Annotated in this window: 17 protein-coding genes; 3 read left to right on the plus strand and 14 right to left on the minus strand. The window is 36.6% G+C overall.

All coding sequences use genetic code 11. The features are described 5' to 3' along the window. Window positions 1-177 precede the first annotated feature (177 nt). The 6 genes from ACFO3L_RS05035 to ACFO3L_RS05060 all read right to left on the minus strand — a co-directional run bounded on the left by ACFO3L_RS05035 (window position 178) and on the right by ACFO3L_RS05060 (window position 3,908). A complete protein-coding gene (locus ACFO3L_RS05035) occupies window positions 178-1,146 on the minus strand; it encodes a ribose-phosphate diphosphokinase (RefSeq protein ID WP_379964474.1) in 969 nt (322 codons plus the stop codon). Window positions 1,147-1,214: 68 nt separating this feature from the next. Beyond that, on the minus strand, window positions 1,215-1,754 hold the full coding sequence (locus tag ACFO3L_RS05040; RefSeq protein ID WP_379964476.1) for a C39 family peptidase: 540 nt from the start codon (window positions 1,752-1,754) through the stop codon (window positions 1,215-1,217). A 1-nt stretch (window position 1,755) separates the two neighbouring features. Next, complete coding sequence (locus tag ACFO3L_RS05045) at window positions 1,756-2,319, minus strand: cysteine hydrolase family protein (protein ID WP_379964478.1); 564 nt, start codon at window positions 2,317-2,319, stop codon at window positions 1,756-1,758. A 10-nt stretch (window positions 2,320-2,329) separates the two neighbouring features. Further along, window positions 2,330-3,025, minus strand: coding sequence for a 5'-methylthioadenosine/adenosylhomocysteine nucleosidase (locus ACFO3L_RS05050; protein ID WP_379964480.1), 696 nt, complete (start codon window positions 3,023-3,025; stop codon window positions 2,330-2,332). Window positions 3,026-3,052: 27 nt separating this feature from the next. Next, window positions 3,053-3,337 (minus strand): cell wall synthase accessory phosphoprotein MacP, encoded by a 285-nt coding sequence (gene macP / locus ACFO3L_RS05055; protein ID WP_379964482.1) that lies wholly within the window; start codon window positions 3,335-3,337, stop codon window positions 3,053-3,055. Window position 3,338: 1 nt separating this feature from the next. Beyond that, window positions 3,339-3,908 (minus strand): NUDIX domain-containing protein, encoded by a 570-nt coding sequence (locus tag ACFO3L_RS05060; RefSeq protein ID WP_379964484.1) that lies wholly within the window; start codon window positions 3,906-3,908, stop codon window positions 3,339-3,341. Between the two features lie 196 nt (window positions 3,909-4,104). Between ACFO3L_RS05060 and ACFO3L_RS05065 the strand changes: the two genes are divergently transcribed. Together ACFO3L_RS05065 and ACFO3L_RS05070 are read left to right on the plus strand one after the other, a co-directional pair. Continuing rightward, window positions 4,105-4,782, plus strand: a complete 678-nt coding sequence (locus tag ACFO3L_RS05065; RefSeq protein ID WP_379964486.1) for a 5-bromo-4-chloroindolyl phosphate hydrolysis family protein — start codon at window positions 4,105-4,107, stop codon at window positions 4,780-4,782. A 77-nt stretch (window positions 4,783-4,859) separates the two neighbouring features. After that, window positions 4,860-6,044 (plus strand): toxic anion resistance protein, encoded by a 1,185-nt coding sequence (locus ACFO3L_RS05070; RefSeq protein ID WP_379964488.1) that lies wholly within the window; start codon window positions 4,860-4,862, stop codon window positions 6,042-6,044. 26 nt (window positions 6,045-6,070) lie between these two features. Here ACFO3L_RS05070 and ACFO3L_RS05075 read toward each other — a convergent pair whose 3' ends face one another. From ACFO3L_RS05075 to ACFO3L_RS05090, 4 genes are all read right to left on the minus strand, one after another. Next, entirely contained in the window at window positions 6,071-7,450 is a 1,380-nt protein-coding gene (locus tag ACFO3L_RS05075) for an amino acid permease (protein ID WP_379964490.1), read from the minus strand. Window positions 7,451-7,739: 289 nt separating this feature from the next. Beyond that, window positions 7,740-9,242, minus strand: coding sequence for a phosphohexomutase domain-containing protein (locus ACFO3L_RS05080; RefSeq protein WP_379964492.1), 1,503 nt, complete (start codon window positions 9,240-9,242; stop codon window positions 7,740-7,742). A 106-nt stretch (window positions 9,243-9,348) separates the two neighbouring features. Next, window positions 9,349-11,133, minus strand: coding sequence for an ABC transporter ATP-binding protein (locus ACFO3L_RS05085; protein WP_379964494.1), 1,785 nt, complete (start codon window positions 11,131-11,133; stop codon window positions 9,349-9,351). Further along, the gene (locus ACFO3L_RS05090) at window positions 11,134-12,876 is read right to left on the minus strand and encodes an ABC transporter ATP-binding protein (protein ID WP_379964496.1); all 1,743 of its coding nucleotides are present in this window, start codon (window positions 12,874-12,876) and stop codon (window positions 11,134-11,136) included. It lies immediately after the preceding gene. A gap of 195 nt (window positions 12,877-13,071) precedes the next feature. On the opposite strand from ACFO3L_RS05090, the gene ACFO3L_RS05095 reads away from it, so the two are divergent. Continuing rightward, window positions 13,072-13,896 carry a helix-turn-helix transcriptional regulator gene (locus tag ACFO3L_RS05095; RefSeq protein WP_379964498.1) on the plus strand — a complete coding sequence of 275 codons (825 nt, stop codon included), beginning with the start codon at window positions 13,072-13,074 and terminating at the stop codon, window positions 13,894-13,896. 44 nt (window positions 13,897-13,940) lie between these two features. On the opposite strand, the gene ACFO3L_RS05100 is transcribed toward ACFO3L_RS05095, so the two are convergent. The 4 genes from ACFO3L_RS05100 to ACFO3L_RS05115 form a co-directional block, all read right to left on the minus strand. After that, window positions 13,941-14,579 carry an NAD-dependent epimerase/dehydratase family protein gene (locus ACFO3L_RS05100; RefSeq protein ID WP_379964500.1) on the minus strand — a complete coding sequence of 213 codons (639 nt, stop codon included), beginning with the start codon at window positions 14,577-14,579 and terminating at the stop codon, window positions 13,941-13,943. Window positions 14,580-14,654: 75 nt separating this feature from the next. Then, window positions 14,655-16,235 (minus strand): PASTA domain-containing protein, encoded by a 1,581-nt coding sequence (locus ACFO3L_RS05105; RefSeq protein ID WP_379964502.1) that lies wholly within the window; start codon window positions 16,233-16,235, stop codon window positions 14,655-14,657. Then, window positions 16,228-16,902 (minus strand): ABC transporter ATP-binding protein, encoded by a 675-nt coding sequence (locus ACFO3L_RS05110; protein WP_379964504.1) that lies wholly within the window; start codon window positions 16,900-16,902, stop codon window positions 16,228-16,230. The genes ACFO3L_RS05105 and ACFO3L_RS05110 overlap by 8 nt, the downstream gene beginning before the upstream one ends. A gap of 12 nt (window positions 16,903-16,914) precedes the next feature. Further along, window positions 16,915-18,447 (minus strand): ABC transporter permease, encoded by a 1,533-nt coding sequence (locus ACFO3L_RS05115; RefSeq protein WP_379964506.1) that lies wholly within the window; start codon window positions 18,445-18,447, stop codon window positions 16,915-16,917. Window positions 18,448-18,722: the final 275 nt, after the last annotated feature.

Consider the following 18,722-nt stretch of genomic DNA (forward strand, 5'->3'; position numbering starts at 1 on the left):
TTCAAACGATTCTTTGCTTATTACTCGTCATTAGACGCTTTATTTACAACCTCTTTGTTAAACGGTATTTTTTGAGCAACTGTTCGGAGATAACTCTTCGTCCGAATAAAATCACAAAACGATTTTTTCGTACGATACGTTATCTCTCACAGCTTAACGCTCAAAAAATAACCTCTTTTATAAATAACTTTTTTCTTCTAGTTTGAAGAGTGGGCTCATTGGGGTATTTTCGTGAATGCGTTTCATGGCTTCCCCGATTAGTGATGAGCAAGAAATATATGTTAAGTTTTTTGGATGACGAGATTCATCGGTTAAACAAGAATCGGTTACACAAATATCAACAATTTGCGCTGCTTCTAACACTTCTTTAGCTGGTGGCGATAGTAATCCATGTGATGCACAAGCGTAGACTTCTTTCGCGCCAGCTTCCATCAGTAAGCGAGAAGCTGTTGAGAAAGTTTTCCCTGTATTTAGCATGTCATCGACTAAGATACATGTTTTACCTTTTACTTCACCAATGACATAACCTTTTTCTAAAGACTCGTCTTGGTCTACGATAGCTAAAGTTGCATTTAAATATTCTGCTAAACTCCGTGTACGTTGCACACCACTATTCTTAGGAGAAACAACCACACACTCGTCGCCTTCTAAGCCTTTTTCTTTATAATAATGCGCAAATAACGGCATGGTAAATAAATTATCAACTGGAATATCAAAGAACCCTTGAACTTGTACCGTATGTAAATCAAGTGTCAACACTCTTGTTGCACCAGCTTTAACTAGCATATTAGCAATTAATTTGGCGCTGATTGGTTCATGTGGTCTTGCTGTACGATCTTGGCGAGCGTACGCATAATAAGGAAGCACCACGTTAACTGTTTTTGCACTTGCACGATTCATTGCATCAATCATAATCAATAATTCCATATAAGAATTATTTACTGGTTCATTTGTCGCTTGAATAATATATGTGTGAACCCCACGAACACTTTCTTCGATATTGATAGATATTTCACCATCTGCAAAGGTTTTTACGACCGATTTCCCTAACTTTTTACCAAAAGCATTTGCAATTTTTTCTGCCAACGGTAGATTACCATTTAAACTAAAAATTTTGACTGTCTCATCATCGTATGTATTACTCATAATTCCCTCCGCTTGTCTATTCTTTTCGTACATATCATCTTTATTCTAGCATTAAATCCCTCTAAGTTTCAAGGTAAAGAGACCGTTCCATTGACCCAATTTACTGGAATGTTCGCTTCATGGTTGCCCCAGTTATCGTGAACCTTAAAAAAGCGGTTTCCTTGTTCGTCTTCTAGGTAAGCATAGGCGACCACCCAATGATTACCATACGTACTACCAAAAAAACGATTGACGCCAATAATTACTGGCTTGCCTTGATCGATTCTTTTAACCGCCCGTTGCCAGCCACCAAGATACGTTGCACGACCACTAATTGGGTAATCGTAGTAGGAAAAAAAACGAGAAAGACCATGCGCAACTTGCCAAGAAATTGTTGGTAAACCATGATACTGAACAAAAATTTGTAAAACAGACGCCAGTGTTTGCACATCTCTTGAATTTTTACGTCGAATAAATGTCGGAACCATCGTTTCATCAAGATAATCTTGATAATAAGCAACTAAAACACTCGCTGCATACGTGCCACAAAGATAACCTTTGGGTGTTTTCCAGTGACGATAACGTTTAAATCTTTCGCTATCGATGCCATGCCAAACATTCTTCTCCATCTTATTCTCCTTTACCAAACGAAACGAGTTCCCCGCCGAGTGTCACTTGGAAATGTTTCAATGCCCATTCATGACCGATTGGATCAAAACTTTGAACTGCATCTTCAACAACAAAAATTCGATAGCCTAAATTATACGCATCAATTGCCGTATGTAAGACACAAATATCGGTACAAACGCCAGTCAAATACAAATCAGTAATTTTTCGTTCACGCAAACGAATATCTAAATCCGTTCCGCTAAAAGCTGAATAATGGCGTTTATCAATCCAATAAACATTTTTTTCTGTTTGATTCTTTTGATAAACCGTCGCCAATTCTCCATACAATTCTCGCCCTTTTGTTCCAGCTAAATTATGCGGTGGAAACAATTTGTTTTCTGGATGAAAAGCATCTTCTGCATCGTGTCGATCAATCGCAAAAACAACATAATCCCCATTTGCGATAAAGTCTTTTGTGACACCGACTAGGGCCTTTTCAATTGCTTGACCTGGAGCACCTGTTGTTAACGCACCATCTGTTGCTACAAAATCATACGTGTAATCAATCGATAATAAAGCTTTCATACGCCCACCCCTATTCACATAAATTAATAAATCGTAAAACCATTTCTGCAGAACGTTTTCCTGCTAATTCAATAAATTCATCAAAACTAACTGTTGCATCATGATTGGCTGTGTCACTCATTGCACGGACAACTAAACACGGTACTTCAAATTGATAAGCGGTTTGAGCGATTGCCGCGCCTTCCATCTCACAAGCTAAAGCGTCTGGGAAGTTGTTTAAAATTTCTTTTAAACGAATCGGATCGGCAATGAAGCTATCACCTGTTACAATTAAGCCTGATTTTACAACTTGATTGGTTTCTTCTGCCGCTTGCCTCATCACTTTAGCAAAAACGGGGTCCGCTTCATAATAAAGTGGCATCCCACCTGGAACTTGACCATATTGATAACCAAACACCGTTGCATCGACGTCATGGTAAGCTAATTTATCTGCAATCACAATGTCGCCGACAGCTAAACCTTGACCAATTCCACCAGCTGAACCTGTATTGATAACCAAGTCAACATCGTATTGCTGAATCAAGAGGCTAGTCGTAATTGACGATAAAACTTTGCCGATTCCTGACTGGACAACAATGATCTCGTGTCCATTAATTTTCCCACTATAAAATGTCGCACCTGATTTCTTCCATGTCATCATTCCTTCTAATTGTTCTTTTAAAAGAGCAACTTCTTGTGCCATTGCACCAATTACACCAATTTTCATTTCTTTAACTCCTCAATTTGTTCTATATTATAAAAAGAAAGTAATCAACATCACGATCACGATTAAAATTGAAACAATCACAATCCATTTCATCAAAAAATTACTCATTTGACGAGATTTTTCTTTTTCACCCGTCCGTGTTTTTTCAATTACGACTTGTTCTTTACGTTTTTTTCGATAAATATTATCAATATTTTTTTCTTCTTTTTGGTAGGCTTTTTTAGCTTGTCTTTCAATTCTCGCTTGATTGGCTTCAAGTTCTTCCCGTCGTTTTCTAAGTTCGGAACGGGTCACCATTGGTTCTTTTGACATGTTATTTCCTTCCTTGCTCTCTTAATAACGCCCAATGCTGCATCGCAACAATCGTCTTGGCATCACAAATTTCACCTGAACGTAACTTTTCATTTGCTTCTGTAAAATCGAGTTCATAAATTTCTAAAACTTCATCGTCATCTTTGGGTAATGGATTTTCAACCTTAAAAAGATTCTTTGCATGATAAATATGAAGCTTCTCATTAGCAAACCCTGGCGATAAATACATTGATGTTACATGCTCATAACTTTCTGCACGATAGCCTGTTTCTTCTTCCAATTCACGAGCGCCGGTTTCAAGTGGTGTTCGACCTTCGCCAGTTTCAATTTTACCGGCTGGAATTTCAAGTAAAACTTGTTCTAACGGTTTGCGAAATTGCTTAACTAAGACAATCTTATCTTCGGGTGTAATCGCTAGTACACCGACACCACCTGGATGGAAAACCAACTCCCTTTTAGCCACATTGCCATCTGGTAATTTGACATCATCCAAATAAACATCAATAATCTTGCCTTTAAAAATCTCTTGGCGCTTAATTGTTTTTTCTTCAAAATCTTCATATTGAAGCATTTAAAATGACTCTCCTTTAATAATCGCTTTTGTTTCTCATATTTTAACACACAATTGTTTATAAAATTCCTAAAATTGGTAAAATCCATCTCAAGTCGTATACTTTTATCGAAGGTTACATGCTAAAATAATAACTGTAGGAACAACCGATGATTTTTCAAATTTTTTTATAGAGTAATCTTAGGAGGCAGTATCAATGAAAAATAAAAAAAATAAATCTCGTTTGATTATTGGGAGTATTTTAGCACTTATATTCATCTCAATAATGGTAGGTGATGGCGGCGGAATTGGCTTTGTTCTTTTTGTCTTAGGGGCAGTTCTTTTATTCTTTGGACTTCGTACGAAAGGCAACGCAAAACCACAAGAAACGCTACCTTCTTTAACCAAGAAAAGAGAAGAAGCCTACTTGGCCAATGGGATGACGCCACGAGAAATTGATATTTTCCGTGAAACGTTAAATCAAACGAAGCAACAAATTAATCAATTACAAAAAAATATTCAAAACAACGCGCGTTTAAAAGCAATTGACTTACGTCATGATACCTTGCGTGCGGCCAAAGCCCTTTTTAAAGAGCTTGTAAAAGAACCGACTCGTTTACATGAAGCTAGTCATTTTCTTTATACCCATTTACCAAACTTAGTTGATTTAACTGACAAGTACATCGAAATTAACAACCATGAAGTAAAAAGTCGTAAAACTTATGACAAAATGGAAGAAAGCATTCAAATTATCGATCAACTTGCGGCTTTAATTACTTCTGATTATCAACGATTTGTCGCGGATGATTTAGATGATCTCGATGTTGAGTTATCAATTGCAAAACAAAGCTTAAAAAGAGATAATAACTATAGCCAGACAGAATCAAACAAATAATTTTTTGATGAGCTGGATTCATTTCCAGCTCTTTTTTATTTCCTAAAAATGAGATCCGCTCAAGGAGGAGTATGATTATGAACGAATCAAACCAATCAAAACCTGTTAACGATACTTTAGAAGATTTACTAGCAAATCCTTTCTCAACTTCAACGGAGGATTTAACAGTCAGTCAGCAAAGAGAACTAAATGAATTGCAACATCAAACAACGGCTACACGTCTTGTCGACCGCTTACCTGTTGAACGCCAACAACAAGCCCAAGAACTTGCTGCTAAAATTGATGCAACTGACCAACAAGCCGTGATTACTTATGGCTCTGCTGCTCAAGGAAAATTAAGTGAATTCTCACAATCAATGCTAAATCATGTACAAGCGAATGATGTCGGTCCAGTTGGTGATTCATTGACCGAATTAATGTTCCGTTTAAAAGAAGCCAATCCTGATGATTTACGTGCAGGCGAAGGCAATGTCTTTAAACGCATGTTTGGTAAAGTGAAACAATCAATTTTTGAAATCACAGCAAAATACCAAAAAATTGGCGCACAAATCGATAAAGTAGCTGTCAAATTAGATAAAGAAAAAGAAGGTCTCTTAAAAGACAACTTAATGCTTGAACAATTATATCAAAAAAATAAAGACTATTTCGACGCATTAAACATCTACATCGCAGCGGGTGAATTGAAAATGGAAGAATTGCAAACAAGCATTATTCCTGCAGCTATGAAAAAAGCCGAAGAAACTGGTGACCAAATGGATGTCCAAATTGCCAATGATTACTCACAATTTTTAGATCGTTTAGACAAACGGACACATGATTTACGCTTAACTCGTCAAATTACCATTCAACAAGCACCACAAATTCGTTTAATCCAAAATACGAATCAAGCGTTGGCTGAAAAAATCCAATCGTCAATTCATACGGCGATTCCATTATGGAAAAACCAAGTAGCGATTGCTTTAACATTGTTACGTCAAAAAGATGCGGTAACTGCGCAACGCCAAGTTTCTGAAACAACGAACGACCTATTGAAGAAAAATTCTGAATTGCTAAAAGTTTCAGCAATCGAAACGGCTCGTGAAAACGAACGTGGCATTGTCGATATTGAAACACTTCAAAAAACGCAAAACGACTTAATCGAAACGATTCAAGAAACTTTGCGTATTCAACAAGAAGGTAAAGAAAAACGTCATGCGGCTGAAATTGAACTCGAAACGATGGAAGAAGCATTAAAACAAAAAATGTTAGAATTATCGCATTAAAAAAAGGAGCCTAGGCTCCTTTTTTTTTAATCGACTTGATTCATATGGCTATTTTTATAACCATAACCAAAATAAATACCTAATCCAATCAGAGTAGTAATACCAAAAACTATCCATGTCGCACCTGTTAAGCGAGTCATTAAAAAGGCGCACGCAATTGCGCTAAACAAAGGTAAGATTGGTACAAACGGCATCCGATATTCTCCTTGTTTTGGCTCGCCCATCATTTTACGTAAACGAATCACACCTAGTGACATCATGATTAAGCAAGCAAGTGCCGTAATATTCGTTAATTCTGCTAATAAATTTAATGGAAAAGCGGCAGCAAAGAATAAGGCGATCGCACCTGTAACATAAGTCGCGTTGACTGGTGTCCGATGTTTCTTATCAATCTTACTTAAGAATTTTGGTAATAAACCATCTTTACTAATTGCATAAATTAAACGAACCAGAGAATATAACATTGAAATTGTCACTGTTAAGAGTGTAAAAATCGCTCCAATCGATAAAATTGATCCCACTGAATCTAAATGAACATAGCGCATAGCAAAGGCTACCGGATCACCAACACCTAATTCTGTATATGGTACCATCCCGGTTAAAATAATCGTTACGATAATGTAGAGTGTTGCAGCAATTAAAATGGAAGCAATAATGCCACGAGGGACATCTTTTTGAGGGTTTTCAACTTCTTCTGCGGCCATTGCAATCGCATCAAAACCTAAAAAGGCAAAGAACACAAGCGCTGCCCCATCAAAAACACCTGCTGAACCAAATGGTACATATGGTGTCCAATTCCCTGGATCAACAAAAAAGACGCCAACAATAATGAATAAAGCGATAATTCCAAATTTTACCCAAACCATTAAGTTATTTAAGCGTAAGGCTTTTTTGGCTTCTTGTGTCACCCAAACCGTAATCAACAAAACAACAATCGCTGCAACTAAATCGACGTATGTACCGTTTTGTGCATTATAGCCCGCAGTTAAAGCTTTCGGTAAATGAATACCAATACTCGTTAAAAATCCTTGGAAATATGAGGACCAACCGGAAGCTACCGAAGACACCGCTAGTAAGTATTCGCAGATTAAAAACCAACCGGCCATCCAACCACTTAATTCGCCAAACACGACAGACAAATAGCCATACGGTCCACCAGTGATTGGAACTCTTGCAGCAAACTCAGCAAAAGAAAAACCGCTAGCAATCACGACAATTGCTGCAACTAGAAACGATAATGTCGCTGCCGGTCCTGCATAATCCGCAGCCGCTGTTCCTGTTACGACAAAAATCCCGGTCCCAATAACGGCACCAATTCCAAGTAAAATTAAGTCTTTAACCTTAAGATTTTTTCTTAGCTCACTTTTACTACTTGCTCGGATTGATTTTTTTCTAAAAATATCCAATATATTGCCCCCTATTTTTTATTTAAGCAATCGTTCATCTTTCGTTTCAATAAATCGATACAACTAGCGATTAATAATATTAGCCTATAGCTAATATTTCCGTTTCTTATTATACCGACTTTTCACATGAACTCAACAAAAATGAGCAAGTATGCAAACTTTTTCACTTTATTAAATAAAAAATGGCCGTTCAAAAACAGCTGTCTCTAGTTGCTATAAATTTACCTATTTCAAAACATTTGTAAAAGCAAATGGGAGGTGCAACTTTCGTCACCTCCCCACTCATTTTCTAAATTAATGGCACTATTTTTGCCTGATTCACTGTTGGATACTGATTTAAAAATTCATGGATTTTTTGTAAAACAGGACGGACCATTTTTTCCTGGTCATTCTCCACTTGTAATACAAGTAACGGTTCATGTAAACTCATCCGCAACAAGAACCACCCTGATCCATAGTCTTCACTTAATTTAAAACGAATCCCCTCATCGTTTTCTAGGTCAACATGCCAACCTGGAACTTGAATAGTGGCTAAATCAGCAATGACTTGCTCGCCTAATGCACGGTAGTCACTTGTTTCTAACTTAAAGCGGACTTCTTGCGTCTCTACTGGTTGTTTCAATTCTGCTATCATGTCTTCTAAATTTTGTCCTTCAGCTTTTAGCTGTGGTAATAACATCAATATTTTTGCAATCACATAAGCACCGTCATCTAGAAAATAATTCTCTTTAAACGCAGCATGCCCACTTGTTTCAATCGCCAATTGACTATCAATTCCTTGCTCATTCAACTCAATACTTCTATTAATCACATTCCGATACCCAGAAATGTAACGGACTTGTTTGCCACCAAGCGACTCGATGAAAACTTTCAAATGGTCTGTTGTCGGTGAATTCGTGACAATACTTGTTCCTGGATGTTCTTTCAAAACAATTCGACTTAAAACCGCAATTAAATTATTACGATTTAATACTTGACCTGATTTTGTGACAACTGCCGAACGATCGACATCGGTATCAAAAATCACACCTAAATCGGCTTGTTCTCTTAAGACGGCTTGCTGGATGCTTGCCATCGCTTCTTTATTATCAGGGTTTGGAATATGATTTGGAAATGCCCCATCTGGTTCTAAAAACTGCGAGCCTGTCGTATCTGCCCCTAATGGTTGTAGTACTTTTTCAGCAAAGAAGCCCCCCGCACCATTACCGGCATCGACAATAATTTTCAATCCCTTGAGCGGTTGCTCTGGCTGTCCTTCAATCCCTTGACGAATTTTATTTACTAAATCAGCAGCATACGGTGTAATTAAATCTGCCTTAATGACTTGCCCTTTTTCCGTTGCTACTACTGGCTCGATATTCGTCGTAATTTCAACAATATCTTCGTGTTCTGCGCCACCAGTTTGGCTAAAAATTTTAACCCCATTATAATAAAATGGCAAATGACTAGCCGTCAACATAATCCCAGCATCACAAGCAAACTCAGAAAACTGGGTACTCATAAACATCGCAGGCGTCGTTGCTAAACCAAAATCAATCACATCGACTCCTTGTTCGACTAAAGACGTAACCAACGCTTCTTTCAATGTTTCTCCACTTAAACGACTATCCCGCCCGACACCAATTTTTAATTGACGATTTTCAGACTGTTCAACGCGTTTTTTTAACCAATGAATCAAACCGGATGCAATTTTTTTCATCGCTGCAGGTGTTAAATTAGCCGGATATTCAGCGGTTTCAATCGCAATTCCTCGGATATCTGAACCATTTTGTAACTCAATCAATTCATTCACTCTTTAATCGACTCCTTTTATTCGTATTTGTTCTCTATTATTATAGCGGATAAAAAAAGAAAAAACACTAAAACAAGAGGGGATCTCGTTTTAGTGTTTATGCAATCTATCCTGCACGAATTAAATCGTACTGTGATTGATATAAGTGGTGATATAATCCTTTTTCTTCCATCAACTCGTCATGAGTACCTGCTTCCGCGATTTTACCGCCTGAAACATAGAAAATTTGCGAGCTATTTTTAATCGTCGATAGTCGGTGGGCAATAATAAATGACGTCCGACCTTTTAGCAATTGTTGTAACCCTTCTTGTAAAAGCTCTTCAGTTTTCGTATCGATACTTGAAGTTGCTTCATCCAATATTAAAATTTTAGGATCTGCTAGCAATGCACGGGCAAATGAAATCAATTGACGTTGTCCCGCAGATAACGTACTGCCACGTTCCTCAACAACTGTATTGTATCCCTCTTTTAGATCTTTAATGAAGTCATGTGCGCGCACAATTTTAGCTGCCGCAATAATTTCTTCTTCTGTGGCATCCAATTTTCCATAACGAATATTTTCTAAAATTGTGCCAGAAAAGACAAACGTATCTTGTAACATAACGCCCATTTGTGAGCGTAGCGAATTGAGTGTTACATCGCGGACATCATAACCATCGACTTTAACGCTACCCTCATTTACATCATAGAAACGACTTAGTAAGTTAATAATGGTTGTTTTACCTGCCCCAGTTGGACCCACAAGTGCAATTGATTGTCCTGGTGTAATACTAAACGTTGCACCGTCTAAAATGTTTCTTCCGCCTTCTTCATAACGGAAAACGACATTGTCAAAATCAACTTGTCCTTTAATCGTAGGTAAGGTTTGCGCACTCGGTGCATCTTGAATTTCTGGAACAACATCCATCGTTTCAAAGATCCGCTCCAGATATGCTGACGCGGTAATTAACGAGTTATAGAAGTTCCCGATATTAATTACCGGATTCCAAAAATTATTAATATAACCGATAAAGGCAATTAAGGTACCCGTTGAAACGTCGACACCTAATTGACGGATTCCTACAAAGTAAATCAAACTTGTTGTTAATACCGAGATATTTTGAACGCCTGGCCATAATAGAAATTGAATCTTCACAGCCTTCATCCAAGCGACACGATATTCATTGCTCACTTCATTAAAAATTCTATAATTTTCCTCTTCACGAGCAAACGATTGTGTTATCTTAATACCCGAAATACTTTCATGAATATAAGCATTTAAGTTTGATTGTTTATTACTTAAATGTTGATAAGCCTTTCTTTGACGCGTTGTAATAAACATTACCATTACAAACAAAACAGGGATTAATACTAAACTATAAAGTGTTAATTTCACGTCAATAAAGAACATGAACGCTAATGTAATAATGACACTAAAAATATCTGAGATTAAATTGATCAAACCATTACTTAGTAAATCACTCAACGTGTTGATGTAGTTCACGACACGAATTAAGATTTTACCGTGTGGACGGTTATCAAAATAAGAGAAAGGTAAACGTTGCAGATGTTCAAAAATCGAAAAACGCATATCTTTTAAAATATCTTGTCCAATCTCTGTAATCGCTAAAATTCGGTATCGCATACACCATGCCATAAATAAAAGTGAGAATAAAAAGACCACGCTGATGATGATTAATAAACGGATATCTTTTTGTGGAATCACTTCATCAATCGCAATTTTCATATAGTACGGACCATACATGCTAGCGATATTCGCTAAAATAATCACGAATAAAACTTTAAAAATTGATTTTTTATACGGAGTGACATACTGACCCACGCGTTTATACTGGGACCAGTTAAACTCCTGGACTAATTCCTCATCTTGGTCAAAACGATTACGTGCCATTTAGCCCACCTCCCCGTTCGTTAAACCTAATTGTTTTTGATAAACTTCATAATAGAAGCCTTTTTTGGCGATTAATTCCTCATGACTACCTTGTTCAACCACATGACCTTTTTCCATCATTAAAATTAAATTCGCATCGCGCACAGATGAAATGCGATGAGCAATAATAAAGGTTGTTTTTTCGCCAGTCAAGTCTGCTAATTCTTTTTGAATTTTTGATTCAGTTTCCATATCTACCGCTGAAGTCGTATCGTCTAAAATCAAAATGTTCGGATCTTTCGCTAAAGCACGTGCTAAAGAAATCCTTTGCTTTTGACCACCTGATAATCCGACTCCTCGTTCACCCACCACCGTTTCATATCCTTGGGGCATTGTCGAAATAAAACTATGTGCATCGGCTACCATTGCGACACGTTGGATATATTCAGGTTCCATATACGGATCTCCAAAGGCAATATTTTCTTCAATTGTATTTGAGAACAAGAAGACGTCTTGCATAACCATTGAAATATTTTCTCGTAATTGACGTACTGGGTAAGTTTTTGCATCACGTCCGTCTAATAAAACGCGTCCTTTTGTTGGGTCATAAAAACGTGCCACTAAGTTCACTAATGTCGTTTTACCCGAACCTGTTTCACCCAGAATACCAATTGTTTGTCCTGGTTCGATTTTAAAGGAAACATTACTTAAAACGTCTGTACTTGGATCATCTGAGAAGTGAAAAGAAACATTTTCAAATTCCACAAAACCTTTGATTTGTGTACTCTCTCCTTTGTTTTCAACAAGAATACTTGCTTTTGTTCCGAGCATTTGACGAATCTTCACACAAGAAGCAAAGAAACGTTGAACATCGTTGATTAACCAACCACTCATACGCATTGGTTGGTTTAACATCCATAAGAAACTATTAAACATAATCAACTCCCCTAGGGTCATTGATCCACGAACAACAAAAATTCCACCCACTAAAATGGTTGTCAGTGTCAAACTTCCTGCGAGTAAATCTAGCCATGGTAGAAATTTACCAGATACTTTCGCAGAATCCATATTACGTTTTTTGTAGTCTTCGTTAAAACTAGTAAATTTTTCGATTTCATAATCTTCACGTACAAAAGCCTTAACTACTCGGTTTCCACCAATATTTTCTTCAACCATTGAGTTTAATCGAGAAAAACTTTCACGAATTTCAAAAAATACTGGATGAGCGGCATGCGACATTTTCATCGTTAAAATATAAATCAGAGGTGTAATCACCACTAACATTAACATTAACGGTAAATTGATCAGCCCCATCATAACAATCGCTGTAATAAACCAAAGAATCGATTCAATTGCATTATAAGAGACCCACGAAACAAAGTGACGAATCGCGTCCGTATCTCCTGTCATGCGTGCCATAATATCCCCAACACGTGTATGGTTAAAGAAATCAAAATCGAGTTCTTGTAATTTCATATACAAGTCTTGTCGAATCGAGAACAGCGCATTTTGACTGACTCTTTCAAACATAATTTGATATGTGTAACGAATAACGGTTCGCAAAAATTGGACCCCTATCATAATTAATAAGTATGGGACCAGTAAATCAATTTGGCTTTGATCAATTACTTTATCCACCAATTCTCCTGTAATAATCGGATTAATAATAATTAATAGCGAATTGACAACGACAAAAATAAGTGCAATAACCATACGAACTTTATAATTTTTTAAATATTGCCAAAGCCATTGTAAATTATTCATAAGTTTCCCCTCTTTTCTATTTTTACATGTCTTATCATACCTGTTAGCAATATAAATAGAATGGAATATCTTACGAAAATCCATGGAAATTTCTATGTATTTTTGTATCTTTTCACTACACATTGTTTTTTTTAAAGGTATAATAAGAAGTATTCAATAGAATGCGGAAAAAGAGCGAATGAGTAAGGAGAAACAATGAGTTTAGAACTTTTTAATCCAGAACTTTTATATGCATTTGATTTATGGAATCAGCCTGATAATGAAAATTCTATCCACCATCATGACTTTTTTGAAATCTCGATTATCTTACAAGGCGAATCACTTTATTTAATTGATGGCGAATGGAAAACTGTTCGCAGTGGAGATGTTTTAATGTTTAACCCGGGTGTCGACCATGCTGAAAAGCAACTAATTAATACTTACTCACACCAATTACATATTGGCATCAAAAATTTCAAGCTCTATGGTTTAGAAGAAAATCACTTTCCTAATAGCAGCTCGCTTCTTTCGATTCAAGATAACCAACTTAAAGTTTTTGATAAAGCTTGGCAATTAATTGAAGAATTTAATCAACAACAAACGAATTTTCATTTTATTGGCCGCGCTTTAGTCATGGAAATGATGATCTTACTTTTACGTAGTCTTGAAAAAGAAGAACAGTTTCAAGATACAGCTCACACGAATCAAAGCGACCGAATGAATCAAGTTGTTCAACTGATTACAACTTATATGGAAAACAATTACGCAAAAGATATCTCCATTGAGCAATTAGCAACACTTTACTATGTCAGCCCAACTTATTTATCGAAAATATTCAAAGAGTTAACCGGTGTTTCACCGATTAACTATTTAATCCAGATTCGTTTGAAAAATGCCCATCAGATGTTAGAAAAACAAGATTTAACCGTTAAAGAAGTTGCGAAGGCCGTCGGTTATGAAGATGCTTACCACTTTAGTAAATCCTTTAAAAAACATTTTGGTATTTCACCTTCTATCGTTAAAAATAATCCAAGCCAATAAAAAATAGACAAACCGGATAAAAAAGGAAAGCTTAACCCTTTTTATCAGGTTTGTCTATTTTCTAAACTTACGAGTTTTTGTGTGATTTCCCCCAAAATATCCTTTGCCCCTGTTTCAACTGTTTGAGGCTTAAAATCTGATAAGAAGTTAGAAAAGAAAGGCAATTTTCGTATCAATTTGATAAATCTGTCAAGTAATTGTGTGCCTTGGCGTTCTTTTCCGATAAAGAGACTGGGACGAATAATCAGTGCTTCAGGGTAGTAACAACGGACTTGCTTTTCAGCTTGCTGCTTCGATTCGAAATATTGCTTAAGAATAATTGGTATAAATCTCTTGGCTGAAATGTAAACGAACAACGGAACTTTTTGCTCTTTGGCTTCTGAGGCTAATATTTGCGCCACTTCCACATTGAATTTTGCATAAGTAATTCCTGCTACTTTTTTTTGTTGAAGAATGCCGATACAATCGACCACGACTTCGGCATCCTCTAACACCATTTGCCATTCCTTTAGTACAAAGACATCTGCTTTAACCCACTCAACTTTTGTATGCCAACTTTCAGCTGGAATAGGCGCACCTTTACGAGAAACACTAACGACTTGATAACCTTTTTCAGCTGCTAAACGAACCAATCTTTGCCCCAGAAAACCACTACCGCCAAATATAACGATTTTATCGGCCATTGTTTTTTCTCCTTTACATCCCTTTATTTCATAATAAAAAGGTTACGGCCTAAATGCAAGCCATAACCTTTTTAATTATTGATTTTCGACCGTAGCTGCGCCTTCTTCCATCGTTTGTTCTTCTTGTGAGTCTGGCGGCAATTGATCATCTGTGGGTGACTCAGGAATTGATTCCGTCAAATTGCCTAAACTAATGCCAATCCACACGGTTGAACCAATTGAGATAAATTGTCCATAAGTACTCATCTCAACAACTTGCCCTTTTGGTGCAGCCGAGTCACAATAATAAACTTCATAATAAATATTGGCACCTTTTGACTCATATTCATCAAAGAACAGTTTCGCTAGTTCACCTTCACTGGTGGAACCGCGTAAATCACGAATATAAGGTCGTCCTGCAGAGTAAACAACTTTCACTGTTGGAATATTATCGGTTTCGTTATACTGTTTACCCGCTTCAACTGATTGACTAATAAATTGTCCATAAGGGACACTTTCGGAATACAGACTTTTCACAACGACAGGAATATTCGCTTCTAACCCTGTTGCTTCTTCCATCGTATACTGACTGTAATCCGGTACTTCAATCGCTTTACCTTTTGACACGTGTACGATAAATTCTTGATCTTTTGCAATCTTTTGTCCTTTAGCTATTTCTTGAGAAATTACAATCCCCTCAGCGATCGTTTGCGAGAAGTCTTTGACGATTTTTAATTTTGCTTCATTTTTCTTCGCCCACTCTTCAACTTCAGCCACAGGTTTTCCCTTAAATTCTAGGACCTCGATATTTTTTTCAAAAACTTCTTTGCCTTTTGAATAATAAAGCATTAAGCGATCTTTACGTACATAATCTTCTGCTTTCAAGTCTTTATTGGCAAATTCTTGTTTAATAAACACACCTTTTTTCAATTTATCATCATAATTTTCAATCAGTGTTACGTTTTCAGCCTTGTTTTCCGTTATCCAATCTGTCGCAGCGGTTTTATCCATCTTAGCAAAATCAGGTAACGTGATTTTTTCTTCTGGATCTGGACCTAAACTACTAATGATTTCTAAAGTTTTACCTTTACGAATCTTTTTGTCAGCCGCTACGTTTTGTGAAATAACCGAGTTGGTTGCTGTTTCGAAATCATACTCTTGTTTGACGTTGATTTTGACCCCTTCGTCATTGCCCCAAGTACGCACATTTGCGACTTCTTCATTTTTAAAATTAGGAACTTTAACATGGGTTAATTGGTAATAAGTAAAGCCAATTACTGCAACGGCTAGAACCGATAAAAGTCCAATGATTAGATATTTTTTTTGTTGTTTCTTTTTATAAGTTGGATCAAATTCTGTTTCTTCTGTTCCAAAACGACTGACAGGTGCCTGTTCTCGTGATTGACGACGAGTTGGAATCGGCTCTGGCTCTTCTTGTATTGAATCTACTTCTTTTGAAACCGGTTCGATTTCCGGCGTTTCAGTAGCTTCAGACGTTGGAGGAGTCACTGCTTTTTTAACACGATCAAACGTCGACTCCACTGGAACTGCTTCGCTTGGTTGTTCTGGGACAACCTCATCAGCAACGTTATCAGCGTTATCAACCTTGTCATCTTTTGGTTCGTGTTTTTTCCCGTCGTAATTGTCTTTAGTAAAATTTGATAAAAAATCATTCATATGGACGTAACACACCTTTACGAAGGACTAAAACTTCATCAGCTTGTTGCGCAATTTCGTTCGAGTGGGTAACCATAATTACACATTTATTGTGGGTATGAGCCAACTCTTTGAAGATATCAACAATTTCTTGTTCCATTTCTTCATCCAAGTTTCCAGTTGGTTCATCAGCTAAAATAATATCAACGTTTGTGGCTAAAGCACGAGCAATCGCTACCCTTTGTTGCTCTCCCCCGGATAGTTGATTGACTAGACGGTTCGCTTTGTCTTTTGTGATTCCAATATAATCAAGTAAGTTATAGGCAACTGTTGAATGATTATCTGGTAATTGATTATCAGTAACTGACATTGGAACAAGGACATTTTCAACTGCTGTTAAATAAGGAATTAAGTTGTAACTTTGGAAAATAATACTAATTTTATTGCGACGAAATGCTTCGTAACCCATTTTTTTAATATCTTCATCTTCTAGTAAAACTTCACCTTCTTTAGGTGTATCAAGGGCACTAATCAATGATAAAAATGTTGTTTTACCAGAACCTGATTGACCCAAAATCGAATACAATCGACCTTTTTCAAAACCAACCGAAATGTCTTTTAAGATATAACGACGCGTATCCCCATCTTGATAAAAGTAATCGACATTTTTTGTTTGTAATAATGGCATCCTTGTTCCCCCCTACATCATAATTTTCTTCGGATTTAAGCGTAAAATATACAATAATGGTACAACTGCGGATAGTAAAATCGTACCCAAACCTGTTACTAAATAAGTAATAATGTAACCTGCTGAGAAAGTAACTTTATAAGCCGATTGTACTTCTTCTGGCGAAATGTTATTTTGACCAATGACACCACCGTAATACATCATGCCATTTTGACCGTTATTCGTAAACCAGTCCATTTGGAAAAGTGAGTTTGAAATGCCACCAGCTAGTAAATTACCTGTTACTAATGATAAAACAAGGGCAAGTGAACCAATCAATAACAATTCAATCAAAATTTGACCAATAATTTTCCCACGATTTTCACCTAGTGACAAATAAATACCTAGTTCATGCTTACGATCACGTAAGAATAATAGAACGATTAAAGAAATAATCATCATTGTTGCGGCCACCGCAATAATAACCACATAGCCAGAAATTTGACCTAATTTCTTCATACTACCAGCGACTTGATCGTATTGATCACTTGCTGCCATGATTTCATAATATTTATTCGTAATTAAAGCATTCGCTTCTTCACGAAAGGCTTCGATGTCATCTGTTGATTTTAAAGCATAAGTTGTTTGATAATTCTCTTCTTCTGATTCTAAATCTTCCGGACTAACACCCCAGATTTTCTCACTCATTTGACGGTTTAATTCTTGTGATAACTTATTCGGAGCATAGATTGTATTGATTTGCTCCATTGCCATCCAGCTGTCGTTTGAGCGCTCTTCAGGTGTCATTTCTTTTTGCTCTTTTTTAATAACAGAGAAAATTCCAATGACTTTTGCAGGAAAATCAAACGTTCGAACTTCGGGTTCAGCCATTTCTCCCATAGAATCCATCGTTGCTGCACCATCATCTGAACCTTCAGTGCCTTCGTCTTCCATTGGATAATACTCACCTGTTACGTCAAAGACTATTTGATCTCCCACTTTTAAATCTCCGTTTAGTTCAGCGACTTCTTTGCTAATAATAATGTTATTGGTTCCTTCAGCAATATCTTTATCGCTAAACGTACTACCGTCTTCAAGTTTAATTAAGCCCTCTTCGATATCAACTAATTCTTTACGATTGACCCCACGAACATTTAAGTTATATTTCGCTCCGCCACCGTAAGACATACCCATTTCTTCATCTGTGTATGCTTTAATTTTATTCAAGCCCATCCATGAACCTACGGAATACTCAAAATATTTTACATAGGGTAACTCACCAATCGCTTCTAACTCTTTTAATGACGGTTGTCTATGCCACTCATCGTTATTTTCAAACGCTTCGGGATTGGCTTGTTGCTCTTTATCGACTCTCTCATAGTCCATTTCAATGGTCGCTACTGCTCCCATTTGTTTTTTTGTCTCTTCTTCAACATTTTTTGTTGACTGTTGAATCGCAACGGAACCCGCGATAACGTTTCCTAAAATGAAGATGACTAAAAATAAAATCAACGAACGCCCTTTTCTTCTAGTGACACTTTTTAAACCACGTTGCCAAAAATTCATCTTTTACCCTCCAAAATCCTTTTTATCTATTATTCCATACCTTGTATTATTTTTCTATTGATTATTGCAATAATTTCACTTATGTTACAAAAACTTTGATAATTTTTATTAAGTGATTAAATAATCCCTATATTACAGCAAAAAAGCGAATCTTTCCTTTGCTAACAAAGTTGTAAGATTCGCTTGAATATTTTATTTTTCTTTAGAATCCTGAATAATTCATACTTTTAATTAAAACCATGTGAAACTGCCTCACGGCAGCTTACAATTACTTT

Source organism: Enterococcus eurekensis (assembly GCF_042654605.1).
GTDB classification, from domain to species: Bacteria; Bacillota; Bacilli; order Lactobacillales; family Enterococcaceae; genus Enterococcus_I; species Enterococcus_I eurekensis.